Source organism: Cupriavidus basilensis (assembly GCF_000876015.1).
Lineage (GTDB): Bacteria > Pseudomonadota > Gammaproteobacteria > Burkholderiales > Burkholderiaceae > Cupriavidus > Cupriavidus basilensis_B.
Map to the genome: position 1 here is coordinate 227,627 of NZ_BBQM01000025.1, position 26,053 is coordinate 253,679.

At 60.2% G+C, this 26,053-nt stretch carries 23 protein-coding genes; 12 read left to right on the forward strand and 11 right to left on the reverse strand.

Annotated elements, in window-relative coordinates; genetic code table 11:
* Genes KF708C_RS28285 through iscB form a run of 8 tightly spaced genes read right to left on the reverse strand, consistent with a single transcriptional unit; the run spans position 1 to position 7,421 of the window.
* Positions 1 to 621 (reverse strand): toxin co-regulated pilus biosynthesis Q family protein, encoded by a 621-nt coding sequence (locus KF708C_RS28285; RefSeq protein WP_059414551.1) that lies wholly within the window; start codon positions 619 to 621, stop codon positions 1 to 3.
* Between the two features lie 16 nt (positions 622 to 637).
* A complete protein-coding gene (locus tag KF708C_RS28290) occupies positions 638 to 1,066 on the reverse strand; it encodes a lytic transglycosylase domain-containing protein (RefSeq protein WP_059414553.1) in 429 nt (142 codons plus the stop codon).
* Positions 1,063 to 2,322, reverse strand: coding sequence for a hypothetical protein (locus tag KF708C_RS28295; RefSeq protein ID WP_059414556.1), 1,260 nt, complete (start codon positions 2,320 to 2,322; stop codon positions 1,063 to 1,065). The genes KF708C_RS28290 and KF708C_RS28295 overlap by 4 nt, the downstream gene beginning before the upstream one ends.
* Positions 2,319 to 3,128 (reverse strand): transglycosylase SLT domain-containing protein, encoded by an 810-nt coding sequence (locus KF708C_RS28300; protein WP_059414560.1) that lies wholly within the window; start codon positions 3,126 to 3,128, stop codon positions 2,319 to 2,321. The genes KF708C_RS28295 and KF708C_RS28300 overlap by 4 nt, the downstream gene beginning before the upstream one ends.
* Complete coding sequence (locus KF708C_RS28305) at positions 3,121 to 4,368, reverse strand: TrbI/VirB10 family protein (protein WP_059414565.1); 1,248 nt, start codon at positions 4,366 to 4,368, stop codon at positions 3,121 to 3,123. The genes KF708C_RS28300 and KF708C_RS28305 overlap by 8 nt, the downstream gene beginning before the upstream one ends.
* A complete protein-coding gene (locus KF708C_RS28310; RefSeq protein ID WP_059414571.1) occupies positions 4,368 to 5,276 on the reverse strand; it encodes a TrbG/VirB9 family P-type conjugative transfer protein in 909 nt (302 codons plus the stop codon). The genes KF708C_RS28305 and KF708C_RS28310 overlap by 1 nt, the downstream gene beginning before the upstream one ends.
* 22 nt (positions 5,277 to 5,298) lie before the next feature.
* Entirely contained in the window at positions 5,299 to 6,006 is a 708-nt protein-coding gene (locus KF708C_RS28315) for a type IV secretion system protein (RefSeq protein ID WP_059414574.1), read from the reverse strand.
* Positions 6,003 to 7,421: an RNA-guided endonuclease IscB gene (gene iscB / locus KF708C_RS35125; protein WP_082080039.1), complete on the reverse strand. Its 1,419-nt coding sequence runs from the start codon at positions 7,419 to 7,421 to the stop codon at positions 6,003 to 6,005. Before iscB ends, KF708C_RS28315 begins: the two co-directional genes overlap by 4 nt.
* Before the next feature lie 693 nt (positions 7,422 to 8,114).
* On the opposite strand from iscB, the gene KF708C_RS28320 reads away from it, so the two are divergent.
* From KF708C_RS28320 to KF708C_RS28380, 12 genes are all read left to right on the forward strand, one after another.
* Positions 8,115 to 9,167 (forward strand): CpaF family protein, encoded by a 1,053-nt coding sequence (locus KF708C_RS28320; RefSeq protein ID WP_059414576.1) that lies wholly within the window; start codon positions 8,115 to 8,117, stop codon positions 9,165 to 9,167.
* A gap of 15 nt (positions 9,168 to 9,182) precedes the next feature.
* Complete coding sequence (locus tag KF708C_RS28325) at positions 9,183 to 9,530, forward strand: hypothetical protein (RefSeq protein WP_059414579.1); 348 nt, start codon at positions 9,183 to 9,185, stop codon at positions 9,528 to 9,530.
* A gap of 1 nt (position 9,531) precedes the next feature.
* Complete coding sequence (locus tag KF708C_RS28330; protein ID WP_059414581.1) at positions 9,532 to 9,861, forward strand: VirB3 family type IV secretion system protein; 330 nt, start codon at positions 9,532 to 9,534, stop codon at positions 9,859 to 9,861.
* On the forward strand, positions 9,855 to 12,305 hold the full coding sequence (locus KF708C_RS28335; RefSeq protein WP_059414583.1) for a VirB4 family type IV secretion system protein: 2,451 nt from the start codon (positions 9,855 to 9,857) through the stop codon (positions 12,303 to 12,305). Before KF708C_RS28330 ends, KF708C_RS28335 begins: the two co-directional genes overlap by 7 nt.
* Before the next feature lie 12 nt (positions 12,306 to 12,317).
* Positions 12,318 to 13,079 carry a hypothetical protein gene (locus KF708C_RS28340; RefSeq protein ID WP_059414585.1) on the forward strand — a complete coding sequence of 254 codons (762 nt, stop codon included), beginning with the start codon at positions 12,318 to 12,320 and terminating at the stop codon, positions 13,077 to 13,079.
* 8 nt (positions 13,080 to 13,087) lie between these two features.
* Positions 13,088 to 14,158: a type IV secretion system protein gene (locus KF708C_RS28345; protein WP_063923078.1), complete on the forward strand. Its 1,071-nt coding sequence runs from the start codon at positions 13,088 to 13,090 to the stop codon at positions 14,156 to 14,158.
* A gap of 2 nt (positions 14,159 to 14,160) precedes the next feature.
* The gene (locus KF708C_RS28350; RefSeq protein ID WP_059414587.1) at positions 14,161 to 15,408 is read left to right on the forward strand and encodes a TraI domain-containing protein; all 1,248 of its coding nucleotides are present in this window, start codon (positions 14,161 to 14,163) and stop codon (positions 15,406 to 15,408) included.
* Positions 15,408 to 17,264 carry a conjugative transfer system coupling protein TraD gene (gene traD, locus KF708C_RS28355; RefSeq protein ID WP_059414589.1) on the forward strand — a complete coding sequence of 619 codons (1,857 nt, stop codon included), beginning with the start codon at positions 15,408 to 15,410 and terminating at the stop codon, positions 17,262 to 17,264. Before KF708C_RS28350 ends, traD begins: the two co-directional genes overlap by 1 nt.
* Before the next feature lie 6 nt (positions 17,265 to 17,270).
* Positions 17,271 to 17,777, forward strand: coding sequence for a hypothetical protein (locus tag KF708C_RS28360; RefSeq protein WP_059414658.1), 507 nt, complete (start codon positions 17,271 to 17,273; stop codon positions 17,775 to 17,777).
* 284 nt (positions 17,778 to 18,061) lie between these two features.
* A complete protein-coding gene (locus KF708C_RS28370) occupies positions 18,062 to 18,676 on the forward strand; it encodes a DUF4400 domain-containing protein (protein ID WP_059414594.1) in 615 nt (204 codons plus the stop codon).
* A 61-nt stretch (positions 18,677 to 18,737) separates the two neighbouring features.
* Positions 18,738 to 19,589: a hypothetical protein gene (locus KF708C_RS28375; protein WP_059414602.1), complete on the forward strand. Its 852-nt coding sequence runs from the start codon at positions 18,738 to 18,740 to the stop codon at positions 19,587 to 19,589.
* Between the two features lie 236 nt (positions 19,590 to 19,825).
* Positions 19,826 to 21,553, forward strand: coding sequence for an ATP-dependent helicase (locus KF708C_RS28380; RefSeq protein ID WP_059414604.1), 1,728 nt, complete (start codon positions 19,826 to 19,828; stop codon positions 21,551 to 21,553).
* Positions 21,554 to 22,099: 546 nt separating this feature from the next.
* Here KF708C_RS28380 and KF708C_RS28385 read toward each other — a convergent pair.
* The 3 genes from KF708C_RS28385 to KF708C_RS28390 all read right to left on the reverse strand — a co-directional run bounded on the left by KF708C_RS28385 (position 22,100) and on the right by KF708C_RS28390 (position 25,897).
* Positions 22,100 to 23,404 (reverse strand): replication initiation protein, encoded by a 1,305-nt coding sequence (locus tag KF708C_RS28385; protein ID WP_059414606.1) that lies wholly within the window; start codon positions 23,402 to 23,404, stop codon positions 22,100 to 22,102.
* A gap of 1,453 nt (positions 23,405 to 24,857) precedes the next feature.
* Positions 24,858 to 25,196, reverse strand: a complete 339-nt coding sequence (locus KF708C_RS36135; RefSeq protein ID WP_156174007.1) for a stability/partitioning determinant — start codon at positions 25,194 to 25,196, stop codon at positions 24,858 to 24,860.
* Positions 25,193 to 25,897 carry a ParA family protein gene (locus KF708C_RS28390; protein WP_059414608.1) on the reverse strand — a complete coding sequence of 235 codons (705 nt, stop codon included), beginning with the start codon at positions 25,895 to 25,897 and terminating at the stop codon, positions 25,193 to 25,195. Before KF708C_RS28390 ends, KF708C_RS36135 begins: the two co-directional genes overlap by 4 nt.
* Between the last annotated feature and the right edge of the window lie 156 nt (positions 25,898 to 26,053).

Here is a 26,053-nt window from a genome sequence, read left to right on the forward strand (position 1 = left end):
TTATTGGCTCGGGTCGCACTTCGTGGTGGCCTTGACCACCCGCACGCGCTTGTTCGAGTAGAAGCACGGCTGCAGAGCGAAGTCGGTCAGTTCCGTCGAAGCGAGCAGATGGCGCACGGCTGCCTTGAAGTCACCGTCGAAGCTGTCGGCTCCCTCCACGGGGACATCGCTGTCCAACTCCCACGGCGCCAACGTCCAACCGGCGCGCGGTGCCCATCCTTCGATGACCTGGCGGAACGTGCCGTCGCCCGGGGACACCACCCAGCTCGTCGGCGCGGCCGGCTCGCTAGGCACCGTTGCAATGGGACCGGGCACGGCAGCCGGCACGATATCGCTCTTCGAGTCGATGAGGGACACCGCCGCTACCGGCACGGTGCTGGGCGCCACTACGGTAGGAGCAACCGGCACCGACACTGCAGGAGCAGGCACGCTGCGCTTCGTCACGCTGGCCAGCGGCTGCCAGCCAGAACCCGAGAGTGGCTTAGTAGGCTCGAAGCTGCCGACAGGCTCGACGCCGAACGGCGAGGCCACCACTGCGGCATTTGCACACGCGCTGGCGGCGATCACCCCGACGGTGGCCAGAATCCGGCCGAGCCGGGGATGGCGAGAATACTGAGACATGGTTGCGTTCCTTCGGTTATCGGGTCTGCGTGCGCAGCAGCACTTGGTAGATGAGAGTGGCGTATCTCAGCCTTTTTTCGGGCGCGCCAGCGTTGTAACAACCCACGGCGGTCCAGGTCGCACCATTCCGGTCAAGGCAATCTCGTAGCACCCACGCGCCGACATAGGCGTTCACGCATGGGTCAAAGAGCGACTGGCGCGTGATGCCATAACGGGCCAGCCTCGGCAGGTGGACCGAATTGATTTGCATGAGGCCGATGTCCTCGGTGCCATTGGCATTGCGATTCACTGCACTCGCTCGCATGCCGGACTCGTGCTGCGCGATCGCACGCAGCAGGACCGGGCTCAACTGCTGGTATTGCGCGGCGTCGTCTAGACAATCGGCATGCGCTGCAGGGGCAAGCACGATGACCGCCGCGCTCAGAACGGATTGGACGCGCGTCATCGGGCCGCTGCTCGCTCGTAGAAGCGCACTTCCGGCACGCGATCGACCTGGACTACATTGCCGTCAGCGATGACCGTGAGGTGATCCGAGATCCCGTTGAACCTGTAGAAGCGGTCCTTTTGCTCGCCACGACCCTCCCGGCTTTCGCCGAACACCGAGATGCTCGCCATCGACTTCGCAAAGCTCAGGTACGTTGCGCCGTCCTTCTCGAAGATGCGCTCGAGGCCGGCACCGTTCTCCGTTGGAAACAGATAGGCGATACCGGGAACGCGCGCGACTTCGACGGACTTGCCACCGCCGGTCACACTGAACTGATCGACAGTGGCGAAGCTGAGTACTCTCTCGGCATCGTTCCAGTCCAGATCGAGCACCTTGCCGCCAACATCCCGCACTACGAGGCCCTTCGGCTGTTCGTCAAAGCGGATTTCGATCTTTCCGTTCTTCGCATCCCGGATCGCCATGGCGTCGAACGCGCTCGCCAGAGACGGGCCCTCAGGAAGAGCACTTCCGACGGACGCAATCGCCGGGCCCGCAGCGTCTTCCTTCACCTGCGCCGGCGCTGCCACTTCCAGCCGTCCCGCCACCGGCGCGGAGCCGCGGGCGACGCCCTCTACCGCGAAGCCCTTGGGCGGCGTGCCGCGCAGCGCAATGTTTCTCCGCCCGAAATCGACCTCGGCGTACAGATTGCGCTGCTCAAGCACCCGACCCAACACCTGAAGCCAGTTTTCGCCGCCGTGCGTGTCGATACTCACGTCGTCGGTCAGTGCGATATCCTTCTGTGCGGTGCCGCTCCAACCGGTCGGCGCGATGGTCCGGACCATCTGCGCCAGCGGCAGCGCCGAACGGCCAGGCCTCACCAGCGGAAGGTTCGTGTAGCTCCCGATCAGGGCGATGCGCCCCGAGATAGCCGCCAAGGAACTCGGAAGGTCCCCGACCGAATTGGCAGGCTCCGACGTGAAACCGTTGGCCCGCTTCCACCGGGCAACGACCAATTGCCCGCTGACGGTGTATCGCACCACGTCCGGCACACCGTCCACTACCCAATACGGGCCGTTCTGCTGTGCGCCTTCGGCCTGGACCTGCTGGCCGGAACGCGGCTGGATATAGGTTGCCGAACCGTCATTGAAGATCAGCGCCGGCCGGTCCACCGCCCGCGCGACCACCTGATAGTCGAAATCGAGCGGGTCCGTATCTGCCGCGAGCGCGGTTCCGCTCGCTGCCAACACCAGCGCGGAGAGGAGGAGCCGTTTGATCATTTTTTTGATTCCAACTGCGAGAGATGATTCATGAAGCGCTGGAAGTACGGGCCGCCGCGCGCGGGGTCGGCACTGTGGTACCAGGCCACGGCCTTGACCGAAGAGCCGCTACGCTGCAGGTTCTCTGCCAAAATGCTTTCCGCGACGCGGATGTTCGTCGCCGGCGCGAGGGCGGCCCAGGCCGACTCGAAGCGCCGGCCGTGGTAGCACCAGTTGACCTGCATGAGACCGACATCGAAATCGCACCGTTGTGCAGAAATGAGTTGTTGGATCGCCGCATAGGCGTCCTCACGCGTAGCAAAGAACATCCCGCGACCAGCAACGTTGAGCGTCCACGGCCACGGCCTGCCGCGATACGCTGACTCGTTCATCGCGATGCCGGCTAGTATCTTGGGATCGATCCGCTCGCTCATCTGCGAAAACGCTTCCGTCTTCGGTGCGCAGGCCCATCCGCCCTGTCGCTCCGTCATCGCGGCCTGAGCTGCTTCGACCAGCGCGGCCGGCCGCAACCAGCCTTCGCGGGCAAGCAGCGTTGCGATCGGCTGCTTCGTGCCGCCGAGCGTGACCTCTGCGCCGGCGGCGCCACCAGGCCCGATCTGCGCCCCGATCAACTTCGCCGACCAGCCGAGAAATGCGTCCAGCCCGCAGTACAGGACTGGGCGGCCTTCGATCGTGTGCACCCGTGGCTGGCCGTCGGCACGGACCACGATTGCGTTCGGGCTAATGACTGCCTCGATCGTCGCCGCGTGCGCGCAGGCGGCGCCAAGAGCAAGCACCGAGAGAGAGGAGCGAATGTACTTAATCACGATATGGCTCCAGCACCATGTCGTGATTGACCTGGACCATCATCTTCTGGCCCGGTTTCGTAGTGATGGTCGGCCGAATCCCCTGATTGCGATTCAGAATCGTTTGGGCCGTCTGCGTGGCCACCTGCCCGGCTGCGTTGCTATATGCCGTCACCCCGCCGGCGCCGAACGTGGTGGCCGTGGGGGTGTCGTTGAAGCGAAGCTGCAACGCGCCAATGACAAGCGCTCCCCCGAAGATCTTCCAGAAATGGCTATTGACGTCGCCGCTGATGCCCGCATAACCATTCGGATCAGCGCCCTGCATGCCGAGCAGCGGTACGGTCTTCTTGTTCGGGAGCTGCATTCGGATGAACGCCGCGAGAAGCCGCTCTTGCCCGACTGCGATATCGCTGTTGTAGACGCCGACCAGCGTCGAGCCGGCAGGGATGACTCTGCAGTCCCCCTTCACCGTGTCGTACACATCCTGCGTTACCGTCGCGCGAAACTCGCCCGGCTTGTCCGAATTCATGCCCCCAACGAAGTTGGCCGGGATGACGAACCCGCGACTGAGGGTGCACTTGGGCAACTTGCCATCAAAGCTCGTCCGCTGCGTGGACGCTGCCGCCGCGTCTTTCAGAAACTGCTTGTCGCTCGAGATGGACGCGGCCGTGGGTTCGTTCGTCGCGGCCGCAGTCGCGGCAGCCGTGCGCGCGGCCGCCGCCTGCTGCAGTAACCGCATCTGCACGGGGTCCGTGACATCCACGAGGCCCGCGGAGGGGGCCTTGACCTGGTTGATCTGGGACTTCCGGTTACCCGTCTTGAAAACCGGTGAGGTGTAGATGGAGTCAAGCTCATTCTTGGCCGCATCTGGGCCCGATTTCTCCACCTGGCCGCCAAGATCGCGCGCCGTCATCACAGGTGTCTTGCCACCGGCGTCCGGCTTCACCGCAAGTTGCCGCTGCCGCTCCGCTTCTTCGCGTGCCTTTTGCTGCTGATCGCGGATGGTCCGATCAAGGGACTGTCCGCCCTCGGCAGTGTCCGCGCGTTGCTTGAGCTGAGCCGCGCGATCCTCCTCGGCCTTCGCGTCCAGCTTTGCATCGGCCTGCGACTGATAGAAGTAGCCGAGCACGCCCACCAGCACCGCTGCCACTGCACCCAGTGAATACACGATATTGCGCGGCAGCTTGCCCTTGACGGTGCGCTCCTGCGCGTCGCTCACATCGGAGACGTTCTTGTCCCGGTTGCCCCTGTCGCGACGCATCAGAACAGCCCCAGGATGCGACGACGGCCGCGCTCAACCTTCACCTCCGCGTCGCCCGAACGCAGCGCGATGGTCGCGGCCAGCCGCTGCACCACCAGGTAGTCGCCGCGACGGATGAAATTGACCACGACGAAATCGCTACCGTCCTTTATCAGAGCTACCGGCCAGTCGGCGCCATTTGGGATCCGCAGCCAGACAGACTTGCCGTCGTCGAAGACCGTCTCCGGTTTGAAATCCGCGCTACCGGAAATGTTGTAGTCGAAATTGAGCTTCTCCGGAGAGACTGCAACGGTATCGGCGCCTCCCACGTGCGCATCCGGCCCTCCCTCGACCTCTGCCTGCTCAGCACGTTCGGATCGTCCCTCGTTGCGCGCTCTTACCTTCGCAGAAATCGAGGCCGGAATTCGAAAGCGAACCTTCTGGTAAAAAATGCCGCCCAAGGGGGACGAGACCAGCGTGAATTCGTAGCTACGCTTGTTGGTGTTCACCGACAAGGTGTTGACCAAACCAGGGGCCTGAGGTTTTACATACAGATGGTTTGCACCGTCGGTATCGTAGTCCCACCGGACACTCTCACCCCACGCCGGGTCGCCCACGATTTGCTCGTCGTCCGGGAACTCGATTGTGGTCATCTTCAGCGGCGCGCTGAGCACGCGGAAGATCTGGTCGCGGTTGTAGGTAAAAACCACAAGTCGGGAGTCGCCCGGCAACGCGATCGGCTCCACCCCGCCGTTGAACGGATTGGCAGGATTCATGGCGTCGCTGAGACTGCCAATGCCCAAACCAGGCAGCCCCAGTTTTCCGGCTTGCGGTTTTTCAGCGGTATGCCCCTCGGGGGACGACAACAGCATGGCCACTGCAAGGGCTAGGGCAATGGCGGTGAACCGGGAAGTGATACGAGATTCCATAGCGAGCGGGCCAGAGCCGTCGTCAGACGGCAGACTTTTGAATGCTGAAGAAAACTGGGTAGATGCCGAACGGGTTGGGGCCGAGCGCTGCGTCGCTCTGCGGTGGCTTCACCTGGTATCGAAACGTGATCGCGTACCGCTGGCGGCGAGGCTTGAACCCATCTTCCGTTGTGGTGGTGATGAACTCGACCACTACCGTGTTGTCAGGAAGCACCGCGATGTTCGTCACCTTTGGCTCTCGGACCAGGGTCGGCGAGGCGCTGATGGCACGAAACGGTGCATCGTCGTCGACCCATGACTGAAACTGGTCGCGTGCAGACCCGATCATCTGGTCTCGCACCGTCCGCAGGGTCCGCGACATCCGGGAATCCTCGATCTGCGGGGTAAGGATCGGTTCGATGGTGTACATGCGCATCACCAGGTCCTTGAACGCCCATTGCAGTTGCAGACTCTGCGGCACGTAGGATTCGAGCTCGCGCGTGATCGGCTTGCCGGTCGCATCGCTCGACACGCCAACCACCTTTACGACCGACGGTGGCGCTTCGCGCGTCATGATTGCCGCCAACGCCAGAACAGCAGCAACGAAGGTGGCGATCTTCCAGTGGTTCCGATCAACGACGATACGCGTGGTCCGGTCGAAAATGAGCTTCTCGGGGCTCTCACCGGCATACATCCCCGGTGCCACAGCCACGGCTTTGGTCTGATCGGATTTCTTGGAGAAGAGCTTCATCGGGATGCGCGGGAAACCCCGTCCTTCAGGACGGGGATGGATAGCGCGGCGTGCGCAGCACGCCCTTCTCCCGCTTCTCCTTTGTAGAGGCGATCTTTGGAACGAAAGTGGTAGCCATATCCATCGGCCCGCTGCACCAGCGAGCAATGGCGATGACTGATGCCCTGTACGACACCGTTCGGCGTTTGGATGTTGAATGAACCGGATGCCCGTACTGCAACGCGGCCCGCATAGGTACCGGCCTTCTTTCCGCTTGGCACGACAGCGTGCACCCGGTCGCCTGTCTGGAATCCCTTAACCTGCTTCTGGCGCATCAAGTAACCGCGCGGGAACCCCGAGGCAGTCAGCCGCGTGCGCTGGTAGCTGCCACGCCCCGTCGCTTTCACTTCAAGAGTGGGGCGCTGCCAGCCGGTGATGGCGTTAAGGTCGCCGACGCACGCCGCATCCAGTGCATGGGTCTTTGGAATGGTGTGCGCGGCCCGGTTGAACTTGGTTCGGCCTCCCGAGGCGAGTTCAAGTGGCAGGCCCGTGGCCCGCAAAGCGTTCGCCAATGCCCAGCGCGTCGCGTTGACGGCAGCGGCATCCTTCAGCGGACGCGATGCGGCCGCAAGTATGCGGGCCAGACGTTTCGGGTCGTCGACGTACTCGCGTACGTCATTTGCACCCTTGTCCTGGTTGCAGGGGCCGCAAGCCAGTCCAAGGTTGCCGATGCGGTTCGTGCCGCCATTTGCCGTTGCGGTCAAGTGCTCGATCTGAAGCGGGCGGTCCGTCGCGTCGCAATAGATGCATGTGCGTCCCCACTTCTCGAGCAGGTATTCGCGCACCTCGTAACCGGCGAGCGTACCCTGTTGGTACTCGACGCCAGAAATTTCCGGATTTTCCATTGCCTGCATGTCAAAGCGCACCAGCTCAGACGAGACGCCATTGACGGGAGCCCAACGGCGGATGCGCTGAACCCATGCCATCGTCGTGTCCACGCGATGCTGGAGCGATGGCGCGAGCCAGCCCGCAGGGCGTGTGCGATTCAGGAGACGCGGCGCCCGATAGCGCAAGTTTGCGCCGCGGCGACGCCGGCGCATGGAACGGCGAGCCGTCAGCCCTTCGCTGATCTGGCCGCCACGATGCACGAGTTCGAACAGGTTCAACACTGCCGCACCACGTCGGATCTCCCCGGATACGGAGCAAGCCAGCTCCGTATCGCGCACTAGCGCCCCCCCGGTCATCTTGCTGCCTGGGTCCAACTTGATACGCAGGGGCTGAAACTCGCAGTCATCGACCGTGCGGTCAACCAGACGGATAACGGCCGGCACAACGCGATGCACGCGCGCCCGGCGACGCTCAAGCAGCAATCGAGCGCGCTTCTCGGTGCATGGCATGAGCGGCTTGCCATGCTTGTCCAGAACAAAAACCGACATGATCGGCTCCTATATAAGTGCCCTTACGGGCCTTGTAACGCCTTCCTCACGGAAGGTCTCCCCTCGGGCAGGTTGTGCAGCAGATTGGGATGACTCCCGGCGATAGCCCGTTTCGTGCCTACCCGTGGCTTGTCTGCCGCCATCGCTTCCAGAGCGCCGAACTGAGGAAGCATTCGGCGGTGGGTCTGCGCACTTCTGCACAACGTAGCGGGCTGGTTACCGCTTGCCCTGGTCAATCTCGGGCTCTCGGGATTGCTCCCTCAAGCCCCTCCCTTCAGGGAGGGGTTATTGACGCCCGGCGACTTCCTCTTGGATGCCGCCAATTGAAACAGCGAAAGCCCCAACGCAGAGGGTCGAAAGCTATGCGATTTTCGAGAGCATTCCGCTTTAAATCGCCTATCTGCCTTCGATGAGGTCCTCGCGCATCGCCCGCCCCTCGGGCCGCTGACCTCGACTCGTTCGACTACCTGGCGAAGACCTCTTCGACCCTCTCTCTATGGCGTCTCGTGGCCAAGAACGGGTTTTTGACCGAAAGCTGGCATTTTGAGTGCGCCTTTCCGAGATCAACTCAATATCGTGATATTGGCGTCGAACGGAACAGCGAAAGCGCATTCGCATTTTTGCCGAATGCTCACGAAGATCGCATAGCTTTCGCTCCACACGCGGCGATCAAGCCCGCCAACAATAGCGGGCATGGATCCAGTAGCCGCCAACCACCCTTTCCTGCAGTTGAGTCAACTCGAAGAGAGCGCCGTCGCGATGTTCTTCGAGTCGCTGTCTCCCATTCGCCCGCACTTCGAGGCGCCCGACGTCGCCGAGATCATGATCAACAACCACCGCAGCGTATGGATTGAGCGACGAGGCGAGCTGCTCCGGCTGGATATCGAACTCGAACCAGCCAAGGTCGAAGGCGCAGTGCGCGCCCTGGCCTCGTCAGTGCAGAAGTCCGCCGTCCGCGGCACGTCCCAGGGGATCATCAACGCTGGCCACAAGGGCTTGCGTATCGCCGCGGTCATGCAGCCGACTGCGATCGACGGCCACGCGCTGAGTATCCGGCGGCATCGGGATACAAAGCTGAGCCTCGCCGACTACGCACAAGCCGGCGCCTTCTCGTTGCGCCACGCCCGAAGCGCCGAGGCCGATCGGCCTATCTTCAACGGAGTCGTCGAAGACGAAGCGTTGGCGGACGCTCTGACACAGTTGGTAGTTCGCCGGAAAAGCGTTCTGGTCGCCGGCGGTACTTCATCCGGGAAGACCACCTTCCTGAACGCACTCGTCGAAGTGATCCCGCCATCCGAGCGGGTCGTGACAATCGAAGACACGATGGAACTCAAGCCGCAAGTACCGAACACGGTCCGGCTGCTTTCGAACACCGACAAGAATGTCACGACGCAGCAACTCGTCGCGCTGAGCTTGCGCTTTCGGCCTGACCGGATTCTCGTGGGCGAAGTCCGCGGTGGAGAAGCGTTCGACCTGCTTCAGGCCCTCAATACCGGACATGACGGCGGTATGGCGTCCCTTCACGCCAACAGCGCGCCTGCGGCGCTGGCCCGGCTGGAAAGCTTGGCCATGCTCGGCATCCCCCAAGGCTCCCGCTGGGAACTCGACGACATGCGGAAGCTGATCGCCGAGAGTTTCAACTATGTGGTGCACATGCGCCGCACGGGAGAGACCAGACACGTTTCCGAGATCGTCGAGATCAAGGGAGCGCGCAAGAACGGATATGACCTCCAACGCGTTTTTTGACCACGAAACCAAATCATGCTGAATCGCACCTTCCACCGCACTGCACCGATCGTTCGCGAATACACCGCCCCGGTCGTATTGCTGGCCGCGCTTCTCACCGTCGCTCCCCCCGCTTTCGCCCAAGAGATTGCCGCCTTCTCGAATCTCGGGATCTTCGTCTGCGGTCTTGCGACGTTTATCAACACGAAGTACCTATTCGTTGGCGGTCTCGTCCTCTTGGTCTTCGGTTTTATTTCTTACGCTGCCTCCGAATCCACGCTGATAAAGGTTCTGTCGGTCCTGATCATGGGTGTCGGCCTCGCGGCTGCGGCGCCGTCGATCATGAAGCAGTTCGGCATTGGTGCCGCCTGCACGGGGTTCTAGCATGCGCGAGCACCATGTCAGCATTGGGCTCTCCCGCCCACGGCAGATTGGGGGAGCAGTTCGGAGCCTGGCCCTCGCGAATTGGCTGATCGTTGCGCTGCTGGTGTACATCACCTTCCGAAGCGGCTGGAAGATTCCGACGGCCTTCGTTGTGCTCGGCATGTTCTCCCACTGGCTGCTCGCCTGGCTCACATCACGCGACCCTTGGTGGAATCAGGTGCTCAACGTCTACAACCAGTATGGCGATCTGTATGAATCGACGCCGTGGCATGGCAAGTTGCACTCCCTGTTCCGCCGGCCCTACGGCTTTGACAGCGACCTGCCATGCTGAAGCGACGCCCGCTGTATGAGATCGTGCCGTGGCTGACCTCGATCACGCCTGAGCTGATCCTGAACAAGGACGGCTCGCTGCTCGCTACCTACGATTTTGAGGGGGTCGATGCTGACTCGCCGAACGCAGGCGATATCAGTTCCGCACGCGATCAACTCGACCAGGCGTGTAAGAGCTTCGACCATCGGATCACTGCATGGTGGCGGCTTCGACACCGGCGTGCCAAAGACTACGTGGGCGGCGAGTTCTCCGAAGGCGCCGATGCGCGCCTCGACGCACTGAACCGCGCGCACATGACCACCGGCAAATACTTCCGGAATACCCATTCCCTGGCGCTGGCCTATACGCCGGAAACCGGCATCGCCAAGTTCTTCGACAAGGTCGGCTTCCACATGACCACCGGCGGCAAGAGCATCTATGCCGCAATTTTCGAGGCCACGAAGGATACCCTGTTCGCTCGCAGCGCGTTCGCATTCGATCTCGAACGTGCTGCAACTGAAGTGAAGCGATTCGAGTCGATCCTCGACGCTTTTGTCGGTGGCGTACCTCGGCTACGAATGAAGCGGACGGTCATGCAGGACAGTTATGCGTCGTTGCATCAGACTGCCAATCCGAGCGTGCCGCCCCGCCGGATCCGATATCCGGTAACGCTACTCGACACGCACCTGACCGAATCCGAGGTGGCATCAGGATCCGAGCGACTGCTGTTCGAATCCGCTCACGGGAAGCGCTACGGAGCGATCATCTCCGTCAAGGAATGGATGAGCTTCCAGGAGGCCGCTCTAGACAGTCTCATGCAGATCGATGCTGAGCTCGATATCTGCATTATGTTTCGGTTTCTGGACACAGCTCGTGCAACCGCGTACATCGAGAAGGTCCGTCGATTCTACAAGATGGCGTCCTTCAACGTCCGAGGCATTCTCAAGCAATATTTTGCCAAGGAGGAGCCGGAGAACGATGAAGGTCGGATCGAGCTTGCCAAGGAGGCTGGCGTCGCGCTTAAGCGCCTAGCAGCCGCGAATGTTCAACACGGCTTCGCCAATATCTCGATCATCGTCTATGGCCATAGCGAGTCCGAGTGCGAAGATGCTGCGAGCGAGGTGGTCGGTGCGCTGACCAACGCGGGCTTCGGATCGATCCGGGAAAAGACGAACTTGATGCCAGCGTGGAACAGCACCTTGCCGGGTCGCTGGGACAAACAACGTCGGCTGCAGTTTGTCGAAACTCCAGCCATCTCCGATATCGCGCCGGTTCGCTCCATCCAGCCCGGGCCACTGCAGAATCATTGGCTGTCGGGATTGGCCGGCAAGGAAGTACCTCCGCTGACCTGCCTGCCTACCCGACATCGCACGGCGCAGCGCGTCGACTTGCACCAGCCAGGCGGCAACGGGCACCTCTTCGTGATCGGGCCAATCGGTGCGGGCAAGTCCGTATTCCTCAACTTCCTTGTGTCCCAAGCCGGGCGTCATGACGCGCGCCGCATTCGCTTCGACAAAGATCGCTCCACCCGCATTCCGACGTTGCTGAGTGGCGGCAAATTCATCGATGTGACGGGCAAGTTTCAGAGCTCAACACCGATCAACCCGCTGTCTCTCCTGGGTGACCCAAAGAATTTCACCTACGTCAGCGAATGGGTAACGCTCGCGCTCGAAGACGATGATTTTTCCCTCACGCCACAGCAGTCCTCCGATGTATTTGAGGCGGTGAAGATCCTGGCAACCTATCCGCGGGAACGCTGGATGCTCAGCTTTCTTGCGACGTTGCTTCACGACACGTTGCGTGAGCGCCTGCAGGTGTGGCTGAAGGGCGGTCAGTACGGCAACTTCTTCGACCATGCTGATGACGCGTTCGAGGTCAGCGACAACCTGTCGATCGAGATGGGGGACCTGTTCGAGAAGTACCCCCGCGCGGCGGCGCTCTTCGTCGACTACGCCTTCCACCGGATCAGCCAGTCCATGGATGGGCGCCGGTACACGATTATCGAGCTGGAAGAGGCTGGGTTCTTCTTCCAGTACGCGCGCTTCTACCGCCGTCTCGATATCTGGATCACCACGATCCGGAAACTTAACGGCGCGATCTGGATGGCAACGCAGTCTCTGCGCCAGCTCGAGCGTGTTCCAGACTTTGAAATTCTGAAGGACAACATCGGCAATCTGGTCTATCTGCCCAACAACCAGGCCAACACCAGCAAAGGTCTCTACAAGGACAAGTTTGGCCTGACCGATGACCAGATCCAGCTGATCAACGACGCGGTCCCCAATCGGGACTACCTTTGGATCACGCGCTCTCAGACCCGCATGTTGCAGAGCACGTTCTCCGACGAAATGGTAGCGATGCTTCGCTCGGACGGCGTTGCACAGCACATTCTCGACCAACACATCGCCACGGGTGCCCCCGATTGGCAAGACCGCTATGTGCGCGAGATGCTCGCGCGTTCCGCCTGAGGAGAACTGAACATGCAGAAATTGATTGCCAAGGCCACTCTTGCGGCAAGCATTGCCGCGTCAACCGGTGCGAATGCCACCGGCCTCCCGGTGATCGACGTGGCCAACCTGGCCCAGACGACGGTCTCCGCCCTTCAGTCGGTGAAGACTGAAGTCTACGAGAACACGAACATCATCTACCAGTACAAGATGATGGCCAACCAGCTGCTTCAGGCCACAGGCCTGGACGCGGACGCGCTCACGGAGCAAACGTCGTCGATCTCCGACAACATCAACGACCTGCAGACCTATGGCGCTGCCCTGAAGGACCTGTACGGCGGCGTGTCTGACAGCGCCGATTATCTGCACCGTGTCCAAAGCATGGTCAGTTCCTCAGGCAAGACATCTTCTCAGTGGTTTCAGGATCAAGCGTCGCTTCTGGCGAGTGGCGACAAGACGGCGAAGAACCTCTTCAATCTGGGCTCCAAGGTTTTTTCTAATACTGAAGCCCTCGCAAAGCGCCGGAAGCAGATTCAGGAGAAGACCAATCTGACCCCTACGGCCCAAGCTACGGCGCAGACCACCAACCAGATGCTCGACGTCCTGGCGAGTCAAAACTCAGATGTCCTGCGGCTCATGAGTACGAGAGCGCAGGCGGACGCTGCAAAGGAACAACAGGCCAATGCGGAGGCAACCGAAAAGACAGAGGCAATGAAGGGGATCGTCGCGGAACAGGACAGGCAATTGCAGCAGATCCGCAGCACGGTCTACACCCGCGATTATCGAAACCAATAAGGATCCCGGTGAGAGTCTTTCGATACCTGCTGGCCGGCATCTTCTCGGCGCTCCTTGTGTCTCTCGTGATCGTACGGCCCGCGCTAGCTCAGGCGTCGGGCGACTCTCCGACGACGGGCGTGAGCTCGCCAGCGCCGCCCTCCAACGAAAGCGGTGGTATTGCATTGGGCGGCCCCAAAGGTGCGGTGGGGGAGGCGATCGAGAAGGCACTCGCCCAATTTCGGTCCGTCCAGACAAGCATCATCACCGCCGCGGTCGCCATCAGCCACTCCCTGAAAGACGAAGCGGATAAGCTCGCTTTTGGCCTCGGGATCATCACGCTCACGTTAGCGTCATTGCGATTCGCCGCAACCAGTGATCCGGTCGCGGCGTGGACAAGCTTTCTGGAGACGATACTGCTTCTCGGCATCTTCGCGGCCATCTACGTCGGCTATGACCAGTTTGGACCCGGGATTCTTTCCTGGTTTCAATTCCTTGCGGACAAGATAGCCGGTACAAATTCCTCCAACCCCGGACTCGTTCTTGCCTCGGCTGCCGGCGGCTTCCTGGACGCGTTTCAAAAAGCGATGGATGCAGCAAGTTGGTACCAGAAAATTGGTGTCGCGCTTTCCTTCTTCGTGATGATGCTCGCCTTCGTGGTGTGCGCGGTAACGTCGGTGGTCTACACGTTCTTTACCGCACTCGGCGAGATTCAAGTTGCCATTGGGATTGTTCTGGGACAGATCGCTGTTGCGCTTGGATTCTCGGACTACACCCGGCGGTTCTTCTCTTCCTGGTTGGACTACATGATCACTGGATCGATGTATGTCGTCGTCGCCAACATCATGACCCGGCTGGTTTCCGCCTCGTTCGAAGCCTCTATCGTCGACCTCAACAACATCGGTAACCAATCGATTGCCGGTGCAGTCTACGCATTGATTATCTCGCTCTTCTTGCTGTTCCTCTCCTTTGAGATCCCGAAAATCGCCGGCTCCATCTGGGGCGGTGGTGGCGGCTTTAGCGGCTCGGCAATCATGAAAATGGCGAGCGGAGCGGGCAGAGGTGCCTGGGCGGCGGGCAAAAAGCTCGCCAAAGGATAAGCATGCACACCGCGGCCGATCCATCATCAATGCTTGAACAACACCGTGATCGCATCACGCTGGTATGCCAGTATGCGAACGAAGCCGATCCAGCGGACTTCGATCGACGATGGCTCTCCGTACTGAGGTGCTGCGCAGCTTGGTTCTCCTCCATGCCGTTGCGGCCCGATCAGCACGCCGAGCCGGGCGGCGCCTTTCGCGCGTCGGTCGAGGCTGCCTACTTTGCGATGCGTCTTTCCGGTGGGCAAAAGTTTGGGGCCGATCAACCGTCCGAACGCCGGCGCGCACTTGAACCGCAGTACCTCCACGCACTGTTCCTCGCAGCATGTTGCTCCCGCTTGGACGAGCCGTACCGCAACTTCCAGTTCTTCCGTAATCGGGACAACGCGGAATGGGTGCCGGTGTTTCACGGCGCGTTCGGGCCGTGGCTCGGACAGGACACCTATCGTGTGGTGCGGCGCGAATCGGCGGAGCCGGTTCAGCGCATGCGTACCGCCCTACTCGCTCGCGATATTCTTGGCGCAGAGCGGCTCGAGCAGTTTGACAGCGTTGTGATGTCGGATCTGCTGGGTTCGATTAACCCAGATCCCCGCCCGACCGGACTCGAGACGCTTCTGCACAAGGTCGCTCGCCAAGCGATCGACGCAGTGACGCAGTTCGAAATCAAGGCGCGTCGTGCGGCCTTTTCTCCTGATACGACGGCGGCGCCGAGTGCCGCCTTGCTCTCTGCGAGCGGCATCGTGTCGACCGGGGTGGCGCCTGTTGCGCCTTCTCTACCAGTCGCCCCGGCGACCAAGGAGGTCGCCCCGCCCGCCAGCGATCCGCCTGGCCAGACCGATGCCCCCGCCGGCGGCCAAGGCCGGCCTCAAGAGAACGGCGCAACAAGCACGTTGCCGGAGACGGAGCGCCCAAGCGTGCTGCGTCTCGATGGTGAGCGCACCGTGCGTAAGGAGGTCGCCGGCGATCCGTTCTCCGCGGTACTCACGACACCGTCGAACCTGATGCGCGACTTCTTCCGGGCGCTCTCACAGGACGTCACCGCCGGCAAAGTGAAGGTCGCCTGGGTGGACAATCGCCTGGCCATTCCGAAGCGCGTGCTCAGCAACTATGGCATCGCCTCCGAGACTCTCCTGGACAACCTACGCAAGCAGCAGCTTCTCTTCAAACAGGTCGGTCAAGACATTCTTCTGGTCGACAAGGTCGGCAGCCTCATCGCCCCCCGCCCGGCCTCGTCTAATGAGCTGCAGTGATGGACCACTACGTAAGTCACTTCCGCCCGATCTTCGAGTTCCGCGCTGCGGTCGGCTGGGCGCTGGCCCTGGTCCTGCTGCCGTTCTCGGGAATGCCGCACGCCGCGTACTTCGCGCTGTTCTGCGCGGTGGTTCTCACGGCACGCTCGGCACAAGTATGGGCTGCGCTGAAATTTCGCATGGCCATCTCAACGAAGTGGTTGTCCCTCATTCACATTAGCGAGCTGATCGGCACCAGCAACCGAATGAAAGAGGACATCGATTCGATGTACCTTGGTTTGGGCTTCGAATGGACACAGAAGCATTGCCAGATCGCGTACGACGTTCTCCGGATGCCGTCGACGGAGATTCCCGGCCTGCCCAGGTGGCTTCCCCATGCCGTGGCTGCACGTGTCGAACAGGTCTTCGCCCCCAGAAACGCAATTCGCGATCGTCTGCCACAGGGCAAATCTTGGATCCACGGGATGGAACCGGTGAAGGCAATTGTCCCGTTTCACTACAAGGCCATGCCCGGCCATACGCTGGTTGCTGGCACGACCGGCGCGGGTAAGACCCGGACGTTCGAGATCATTTCCACGCAGGTGATTCACAGCCCTGACGACGTTCTGGTGATCATCGACCCGAAGTCGGATGCGGAATGGATTGCTAGGGTGAAGCGCGAATGCGAGCGCGTCGGTCGCAAGTTCCTCTATTGGAAACAGGCCGAGCCCTCCAAGTCGATCCGGCTCAATCCGCTTGAAAACTGGTCGCAACCGTCCGAGATCCCGAGCCGCGTCGCGCAGTTGATGGAAGAAGGCCCTTTCCGGCAATTTGCGTTCTTGTTCATGGATCGCAGCGTGAAGGGCGAGCTTTACGTGGGTGACAAGCCTAACCTCCGCTCGATTCTTCGCTATGCGCAGGGCGGCGTCAACGCGCTACTCGATAGAGGCTTGCGCCGATTCTTCCCTGAGGCCGGGATGGCCGATTGGGAGGACGAGGCCAATGGCTTCATGCAAAAGGTGGGGCAGCGAGCCGGCGGTACCCTGCTCGACGCAATGGTGCAAATGTATGTTGAGCGGTTCGCCAACGCCGGCCGCGGTCACGAGTCCATTGACGGGCTAGTGTCCACCTATCAGCATGATCGAGACCACTACGGCCGGATCATTGCCTCCGTCCTGCCCTTGCTGCAGATGCTTGCGACTGGTGAAACCGGCCTGATGCTGGCGCCCAAGGCTGATGACTTTGAGGATGACCGTGAGATCTGGGATATCGACAAGGTGATCAAGCAAAAGGCGGTCCTTTACGTTGGCGCCGACTCGCTCGCGAACTCGATGGTCGCTCAGGCCATCATGTCGATGATTCTCGCCGATGTCGCGTCCGTGGCGGGTGCGATCTACAACTTCTACAAGAAGCCGCCCAAGGTGGTTCTGATGATCGATGAGATTGCCGAGGCTATCAACGAACAGACGATCCAGATCCTGAACAAGGGCCGCGGTGCAGGCTTCAATGTGTTCGCCGCCTTCCAAAGCCGTTCCGATGTCACATCCAAGCTCGGAAACGTGGCCAAAATGATGCAGGTTTTAGCGAATCTCAATAACCAAATCGTCTTACGCTTGGAAGACACCGACACGGCAGAGTGGATCTCCGACAAGTTCGGTGAAACAGCGATCCGCAACCTGGTCACCTCTAGCAGCACCAGCACTGGCACCGAGGCTCACGTTGGTGAGTTCAGCGGATCAGTTTCGCGGTCCTCACAGCTCGAGAAGGTTCAGTTGGTCCCGAAGGAGCTCATCACGATGCTGCCGAATCTGCAGTACTTTCTGCGCATCTCCGGTGGCTCTGTCCACCAGGGTCGCATTCCTATCATCCAAGGTTAATTGTCAATGTCCGTCAGTCTTTTCCGACAAATCGCCAGGGAGTACAAGCTCTCGGCAAAGCTGTCGCCGGTCTTCAACCTTTCGCCCGATCTGGACGACGCTTGCACGCGGGTTGTCGATTACATTGGGGTGAACTTCCGTGTTCGCGAGGAGCCGCTGGTCAAGGAAATGCTCGTTGACGCAATTACGGCGTGGCGGGCCGCGCGGAAGCATGGGGATGCCAATGTTGCATTCATGAAGGGGCTTTTTGGCCGTTCCCACGATCTCTACACGATGCGCTACGCGGCGTTCAAGGGAGAGAAGTACACCGTCTGGTATCCATTCAACGAACCGATCCCCGCCTTCGAACAACGCCAGGCACCCGGCTATGTCTGCCAGGTGGTGAATGAACCCGTGCCAGGCACGGTCACTCAACGTAGTGCCGCATTTCAGCTCGCGGCGCGCGTCCTGACCGGGCATTCCTTCTGTCGCTACTTCGAGGCCTACGATGTCGCTCGCGACTTTGCACACTAAGGCGATGGCTCTGCGAGCCCGAGTCGACGGGTTGCCCATCGCGATAGCCGCGCGCGTCACCGGCGTCGATCGCGCACTGGCCGCGTCGATGGCCACGTGGATTCGGATGCACCGTGAGGAGGGCGAGCCACTTGGTTCCACGCCGGACCACTTCGTTGCCGGCGGGGCCGCGCCCTGCTTTGCGTTGCTCCGCATCGCCTCCGACCGCCCCGGAACGTTCTACGGTGCCATTATTGCGACCTTCTGTCTTCCCATCTTGATCGCTCTTCGGTGGGTGCTCTGACATGGCGAGCAAATTCGCATCTCACATCCGCCTCTGGTTGCTGGCCACCCCACTCGTGCTCTGCGTAGCCGCGCCGATGCTTCGGGACGACAGCGTGTTCGAAATAGGAGCAACCGAGCAGGAATCGGTCGCAGAAGCGTTGGGTGAGCATCGCGCAGACCAGGCGACTAAGGCAGCCAACGATCGATTCGACCGTTGGTTCGTGCAATCGGGAGCGATGAAGTTTTCGTTCTCCGGCTCCGACGTGCGCACTCAGTTTTCGGACGGCGGGGCTGCTGACATCGGGCGCAGGTGGGTCCGGCATCTATGGCTGTCAGTGTACCGAGGCGTCTATCGGGCTTCAGTTGCCGGTTACTGGCTCTTTGGTTCGCTGGTTTTCCTCGCTGCCCTGCTCAATGACGGCGCTGTGGCCAGAAGAATCAAAGCTGCCTCGGCCGGCTTCGCCAACCCGGTCTCATTCCACGTCGCGGCGCACGGATTGTTGCTTTGCTTCGGCATCACGTCCTCGGCCATGTTTGTCCCCGTGCCGCTGCTCGCCTACTGGTGGAACGGTGCGGTCGGCGTGGCCGGCTTCCTCTGCTGGCGCCTGGCTTCCTCGTTTCACGTCGGTCGATAGTGCGCCAGCCAACACCATTTCTGATTTTCGGGCACCCCCTGCCACCTTTGGGAGATACACCATGACTGCAACAACCGAATTGGCGAACACCGTTGAGCGTGAAGAGCTTGCGCTCCCCGCCGCCCCCGACACCGATGCGTTGGCGGGCGCCACGGACATGCGTCCGGCGTCGGAGACGCTGGACGTCGATGCCGAGCTGCTCGAAATGGAACAGTCGGCGGATGCCCTGCGCAAAGAGGGGTTGATCTCCTCGGCCGATCTGGAGCGGAAGATGGCCGCGGTCGAGAGCACCCGCAAGATGTTCCGGGAGCTCTCGCCGGAGGACCGTCAGGCAATCGTTCGGCGGCGCCGTGAGCTTGGCCTGCAGATCCTCACGCGCGAGCTGGCAGGCGCGTCGGTTGTCGTGGTCGGCCTCCGGCTGAACCACACGCGCCTGCGCCCGTTGTTTGAGCAATGGTGGCCATACATGAACCGGATGAGCCTGAACCTGCAACGCTTCGGTCAGAGCACATTTTCTCGCACGGAACTCTCGACGCTCGAGACGTTCCTCGAACGTGAGGTGACCAAGCTGGAAGAATACGTTGACGAAGTGCTTCGTGTAGCGACGGGATACAGGACTCAGCGCCAGCAGGAGATGGCGGCGAAGAGCGACATCATCTTCGAACCGACGATTACCCGGCCGTCGATCGATCTGGAGGTGCAGGCGTACTCGCGCTTCGCAGTGCGCACACTGCAGATCCTGACCAAGTTCGACAAGGCGATGGACCAATTCGACTTCATGGTGTGGAACGGGATTCGCGATCAGTCTGATGTGAACGAGGAAGTGACCCGCTTCCTGCGCAAGTTCCAGCCGCTCGGCCTGCGCAGCTACACCACGCACCTCAAGCTGATGACCACGGTGCGGGGCGCCTGACGATCCGGGCTGAAAGTATGGCAGCGACGAGGCCGTGGACTGGTCATGTGCCACGGGGAGAGAACATGTGGCATCAAGTGGCATCGCACGGCGTTTCCCCGGTCCTCGTCGCTGCCACTTAGTGGCAGTTACTGGCACCAAGTTCGCGATGGTGCTCCTTTGTCTGCGATGCGCGGTGCATCTGGCACTTACTGGCACGCCGGGACGTGCCCAAGAATCCAAACGAGACCCTATACATGGCGCTTGATGATGTGTTGGCGGGCCTCAATCCCGCCCAGCGCGAAGTCGTGGAGCTTCGTCGGCACTGCGTCGCGGTAGCCGTGCCTGGGGCTGGGAAGACAGCGACCATAGCAGCCAAGGCCGCAACACTTCTCGCCGACCCAGAGGTAACAGTGGGTGCCGTGACTTTCAGTCGGGATGCGGCCATTGAACTGCGCGACCGGATCCTGGCCCTTGCCGTGCCCTCGGCAAAAAAGCGCCTACTCGCGGGCACCTTCCACTCGCTTGCCTACAAGCAGTTGCATCGTGCATCGGCAAGCCGAATTGAGATAGCAAGCAGTGGCCACCGCCTCGCGATCCTGACCCAGGTACTTCAGGACACGGGCATCGGCTGGAAGGTGGAGGATGCCCTTGCCGCGATCGAGCGGCTAAAGACGGTGCTCACTGCCCCCGATCCAGGAACGGTCGACTCGCAGTTGTACTTGGCCTACCAAGAAGCGTTGGAGCGGAATGGAAAGATCGACTTCCAGGACATGCTTCGCCTCTCGGTCGACGGCATGCGCCGGAAAGCACTGAATCCGTACGCTGTTACCCACCTTCTTGTAGATGAGTATCAGGACTGCGATGACCTCCAGGCGCAATGGACCGCCGCCCATGCCGATGCCGGCTCGACCGTGACCGTGGTCGGCGACGACGACCAATCCATCTACGGGTTCAGGTCGGCGCTCGGCTTTCGCGGTATGGAGCAGTTCATCAATCAGTTCGACGCCAAGACTGTCGTGCTGGGCAAGAACTACCGCTCTCGCGCGGAAATCCTGGCAGCCGCCGATCTGGTCATTCGGAACAACAAGGATCGGATCCAGAAAGACCTGGTCGCGGACCGCGGGCCCGGAGGAACGGTGCACTTCGAGCGATGTGATAACGAGTACAACGAGGCAGTGGCCGCAGTCGAGGCTCTCACGCCGTGGCTCCGAAACGGCGCAACCGCCGCCGTGCTCGCGCGCACCAACCGCATTCTGGATCCGGTTGAGGCCGTCTGCCGCTCCCATGGCATCAAGTATTTCAGGGCGGCGGGAAAGTCGATCCTTGATCGGCCAGAGGCAGCCTTGTTTGGCACGCTGCTCAATCTCATCCAAAGGGCGTCAGACTCCGGCGTCGATTCACTACTGAGCCACGCCGGGATCGGAAGTCACGAGCTGATGCTGCTGCACAAGAAGCTGGGATCGGCTTGGAATGGCGCGTCTGCGAAGAAGAAGGACCTTCTGGACATGGGCCTGTCCGAGGAGTCGACGAAGAAGTACCGGGACTTCGTGAAACGGATGGCAGACTGGAGATCGCTTTGTGACCGGGAATTCCACTCTCTCGTGCTCGATGGAGTGCGAGAGTGGATGCTGCAATGGGCCGTTTCCGACCAGGCCAAGCGGGCAATCAACACGACCTATGACGTCCTGTCGAACCTCAATGGCCCGTTTTCAGATCGACTCGAATATCTGCGGCGGAAGAACAACGAACCAGCGCCAGACGCATTGGTCCTCACGACAATGCACGCCTCGAAAGGACGCGAGTGGGCGCACGTGGCGCTGATACGGGTCGAGGAGACAGTGATCCCTGACGACGGAAGCACGGAATCGGAAGAGCGTCGCCTTTGCTATGTCGGGATGACACGCGCGCGGGACTCGCTGAGGATCAGCACTGCTAAGAAGAACCCTACTTCCCGATTCGTAGTTGAGGCGGGACTAGTATAGCGAGCCTGTGGAATATTCCACCGATCGACCGCTCGGCGGGCGCCATCGTTCACCTGCCGGCGGAGGCCACGTGCCGTGGCATGTGGTGGCGCAAAGACGTCTCCGAACAACAAGAAATGGTGCCGGACGGCTATGTGCCATCAGACATCGTCGCGTGAAGCGCGCCTGCACTGGATGCGATCGCATCGTGCAATCTCCCGCACTTGGCCATTCCTTCGACCTCGGCATCTCCGGCCGGGGCTTGCGCGCCAACATCCTCGTCTCAAGATGTCCGCCGGAATCGAGACACCAGAGCCTCCCTGGGTCGCTTCGATCGCGGGAAACGGTACTTGCCGGACAATTGCCCTAAGGTCGGCACTGGCATGAGCGCGTCGGATCTGGCGCCCTCAGCACAGTTGCGCTAGGTTGAACTCGCGTTTATTCGTCTGTTGCGCCACGGACCGGCCATAACACGCCACCCCTCCTTCAGCGCGGGCACGGACTGGGCTGGCCAGGGTCTGCGGCGCCACGCACAGAGGTCTCAGTGAGCGTAGCGGTTCACGGACTCTAGACGTTCCCACCAAGGATGAATGCGAGGATATCGTCCGCTGAGGGCTCGCCCCACGTCTGATCCGCAAGCCAGCGGAAGAAACTGGACTGTGCAAGTTTGCTGGGCTTCTTGGACGCTGGCAGGCGCAGATCTGCAGCTGCACACTGTTCGTTGTACTGGCCTATGAGAGCGCTCTGCTCATCGGGCGAGAGTTCCATAAAGTACGCCTGAGCATCTGGAAGGCGTGCGGCGATGTATTGATCTTTCGCTTCGGCAGGCGTTCTTGCGCCTACAGCCTTTGGTGGCTTCTTGTCGACGTGGGTCTCTTCAACTGGTGAAGCTGCTTTGGCCCAGTCTTCTGTAACCGCTTTCCGGAAATACGCGGCCACGTTGTCCAGCGACGGGACGTTCTTCTTGCCAATGCGTGCCCTGGTGTAAGCGACGGCCTGCCTTACTCGTTCCGCACCATAGGTGCGGGTCATCTTCTTGGCCTCGGTAAGGGGTACGCCGAATTTCACGACAGCCTGAATCAAGTCGAGATCCTGCTGGTCTTCTTCCGGCGGCGTCTCCTTTCGCTTGATCTTGAACTGGAGCTCCATCACCGAACGTCCATTCTTGTGCTCAACGAGTTCGATGAGGTGATCGGAAACGGCATTGATCTCCTCGATGCACGGGTTGAGCACGGCTCGCTTGAAGATTTTGTACTCTTTGTACTTCGTCTCGCTCTCCTCGCGACCCAGGATCAAATTTCGGAAGATGGTCAGTGGAATTCGGGTAGTCACGCCAATCCGTTCATACCGGACGGTGTTCTCCCAAAGAGCGAGGGAATGGGCACGCCGGAACAGTTTCGCGATGCGCATGTCGATCATCGCAAACCGCTCGGGGTTCAGGAGTTCCTCGGAAATCTGCGGTGCAAACGAATAGGATAGCTGGGACCCAGTGATTTTCGCGCCGGCGACAAGCGTCGAACCAGTCCAGGTGGCGGTGCCGTCGCTGTTCAATTGGTCCCAATCCACCACGGTCCGCATGAGCGATTTTGCCGTTTCCTTGATGTAGCCTGTGTCCTTCGTGGTCAAGCCTAAGCCAGCCATCATCTCCGGAATCGATATCTGGAAGATCGTTGCACCGTCGCTCTTGGCAAGCCGATGCTCGATCGCATTCTTAATCAGGGCATTGAACAGACGCCGTTGCTGTAGAGACAGTGCACCGCCAACTGGCGACAAGTGAATCGCCTGAACGGCCTTCTTGAATGGTTCTGGCACTTCGGGTTGTTGGAACAACGCGATTTGCGCGCCTTTCTGACCCGTGGCTGGTTTGGACATCTAGGACCGGTGTTGGCGATGGATTGGTGAAATCTTAGTCCTCATTCGTTCACCTATCAAGCTCGGCACAGGTGCAGCCCGTCATGACCAGAGTCTTGCCATCACTGCTATCCCGTCTCGATTCGCTTTGCCCAAAGAATCCGGAACTTAGCTCGGTCACCTCATGGGGGACTTCAGCTATGCCTGCCCCAAAATCATTCACCTAGGCTTCGAAAGCTACCCAAATTTGTTCGCCTTTTGGCGAAATTGTGGCCCTATAGATCACATCCGCGCGACTGAGACGCGAAAGGTGAATGTTTTTGGGTAGCTTTCGGGGAATAAATCCGCGACGTCTGCCGTGCGTCCGTGCGTCAGATCGGCCTCGGTAGCAAAGGTATGATAAAAGTGATATTTAGCGCACTCATAACCCAGGGTTAGATTCGCTATTCCCCATTTCCTTTCACCTTACGACGTCCCCAAACCTGTTCACCATCACTTCATGGCGGTCAGCAGGTGAAGTACTCACTCACATATCGCCACCCCAAAATCGTTCACCTTTGGCACCCCCAAGACTGTTCACCTATGGCGTCATTACTGGCTTTCGGCGAGCTCCGCGGTTCCGGGGACCCCAAATACCTTCACCTAAACGCATCCCCAATACTATTCACCTATCGGTCGTAGCGCTCTGAGGGCCTGAAATTTGAGGGGATCCTCCTCCCCAAAAAGCTTCACCCTAAGGTCGCCCCAAATCTCTTCACCTCCAGATCACGTGCCAGAGCGCCAGCCACCTCCCCAAAATGGTTCACCCTTCCCCCAAATCCACAGCCCTTTCGCCCCATCACTGTTCACCATATCCCCAAATCCCCAACCCTTTCGCCTCATCACTGTTCACCATATCCCTACTACTGTTCACCTAACCTCCCGGAAACCCTTACTGGGCGCGGATCTTGGGCGGCTAAAGGTTTACCAAAGGGTTTACAGTGTGTAATAAAGCACTTAAACCAGCGTGCGTCTCTTTGCAAGACATCCACCCACCCTGCCCCAAGCTTCAGAGCTCGACGTCAGCACGACATCTACTGAGATGGCTCTACCACCAGGAGCTAGCTCGTGCGCTACCTGGCCGCTGCTGAAAGGAATATAGGACCCCCTACCTTGCCTGTCAGTGAGCCTCAATAAGCTCTCAGAGACGGCGTGCTCGACCGCTAGCACATGCTAGCGACCCGAGGTCAAGCAGCGGCGCTACGGTCCTGTTCGGGCTAGCATCACTGACGACTGGAGGTAGCGCTGCCTCTTCGGCCAGGTTCTCGCTCCCCGCTGATATGAGCAGCTCGCGGAAAGCCAAGCCACTTTCGCCTTGAACACCTAGTCAGTTAGAAATTACCAGGAGCGGGTTCAGCACTCGAACGTGCACGGCGGTAAAAAGACAAGAAGGGGGCAACGCCCCCCTTCTTGTCTGGTATCTAGTAGCTATCAGCTACCTTTTGTGCTTAGCTTCCATTGCTTCGACAGCACGCTCAAGTAGTGCGCCAGCCGGGAGATTAAGTGCTTCCGCCAGTGCGTTGAAGCGAGCAATCGTCTCCGCTGTGGCCTTGATGTTGATTTGCATGTTGCGGCCGGTTGTAAAGCGGCGTTGGCGCCGGACAGGCGGTGTTGTGGCTGCCGTTTCCAGCTTCCGCGCATCGCGACTAACGAAGCCGTTTTCCTTGGCCAGTTGCTCGATGGCTGTGCGGTCAGCACGGGGCTTGTCGTCCCGCGGCTGGGGCTCGAATTCTTCGAGAGCTGCGTCAAGAGGATTTGCTCTGCTCATGTTCACGCCACCCTTGCTGTGTCAGGTTGATCCTTGCGCAGGAATTGGAGAGCTTCGCCAGCAAATGCCTCGGCATTCTCGATCGCCTTATCTACATTCGAGACCTCCGAGCGGCTGAGCCCGGATAGCGACTGCCGGTACGAGAACATTGCCTTGAACGCTGCCCGTTCATTCAACTCGGTCACGAACATCGGAATTCCTGCCTCCGAGAACGATTGACGGATATGAGCCGTGTCACGACTTCGAATTGCAACAGAGGTTCTTGTGAAGAGGACCGCGTAGGGGAGCTTATAGTCAGGTTTGTGCTTCTGAATCCCGCGCTCGTGAGCACGAATGAGGCGAAACGCCCGGCCGGCCTGTTCCGCGTCGAGCTGGGAACCCTGGGTTGGCACTACGACGAAATCCGCCTCGCTAATAGCGTGAGCTACGATGGTCGCTGCAGTTCCCTCGAGGTCAACGATCACGAAAGTGGACTCCTTCGATGCCTCATCGATTCTGTCGGCAATGTCTTCCTCCGTGACATCCGACACCACTTTCATCGTCTTCGGTGCTGCACCCCCTTTAGCCCAAGTCTGGACGGGATGATTCGGATCAGCGTCGATAACCGTGACGTCCCGGCCCCGCTCCGCAATTTGCGTGGCAAGAACCAACGCTGAGGTGGTTTTCCCTGCGCCGCCCTTAGGGCTAACAAACACGATGGTTGGCATCGAAGTTCCTTAGTTACTTACATTAGCTGGTAGCTATCAGGTAAAGAAGCAATCTGGTATCTGATTGGTATCCATAGTAGCGGATAGCTACCCGATATCCAAGGGGTATCCGATAGCTATCTTGGTACCGCGGTAGCTATCTTAGTAGCCACTACA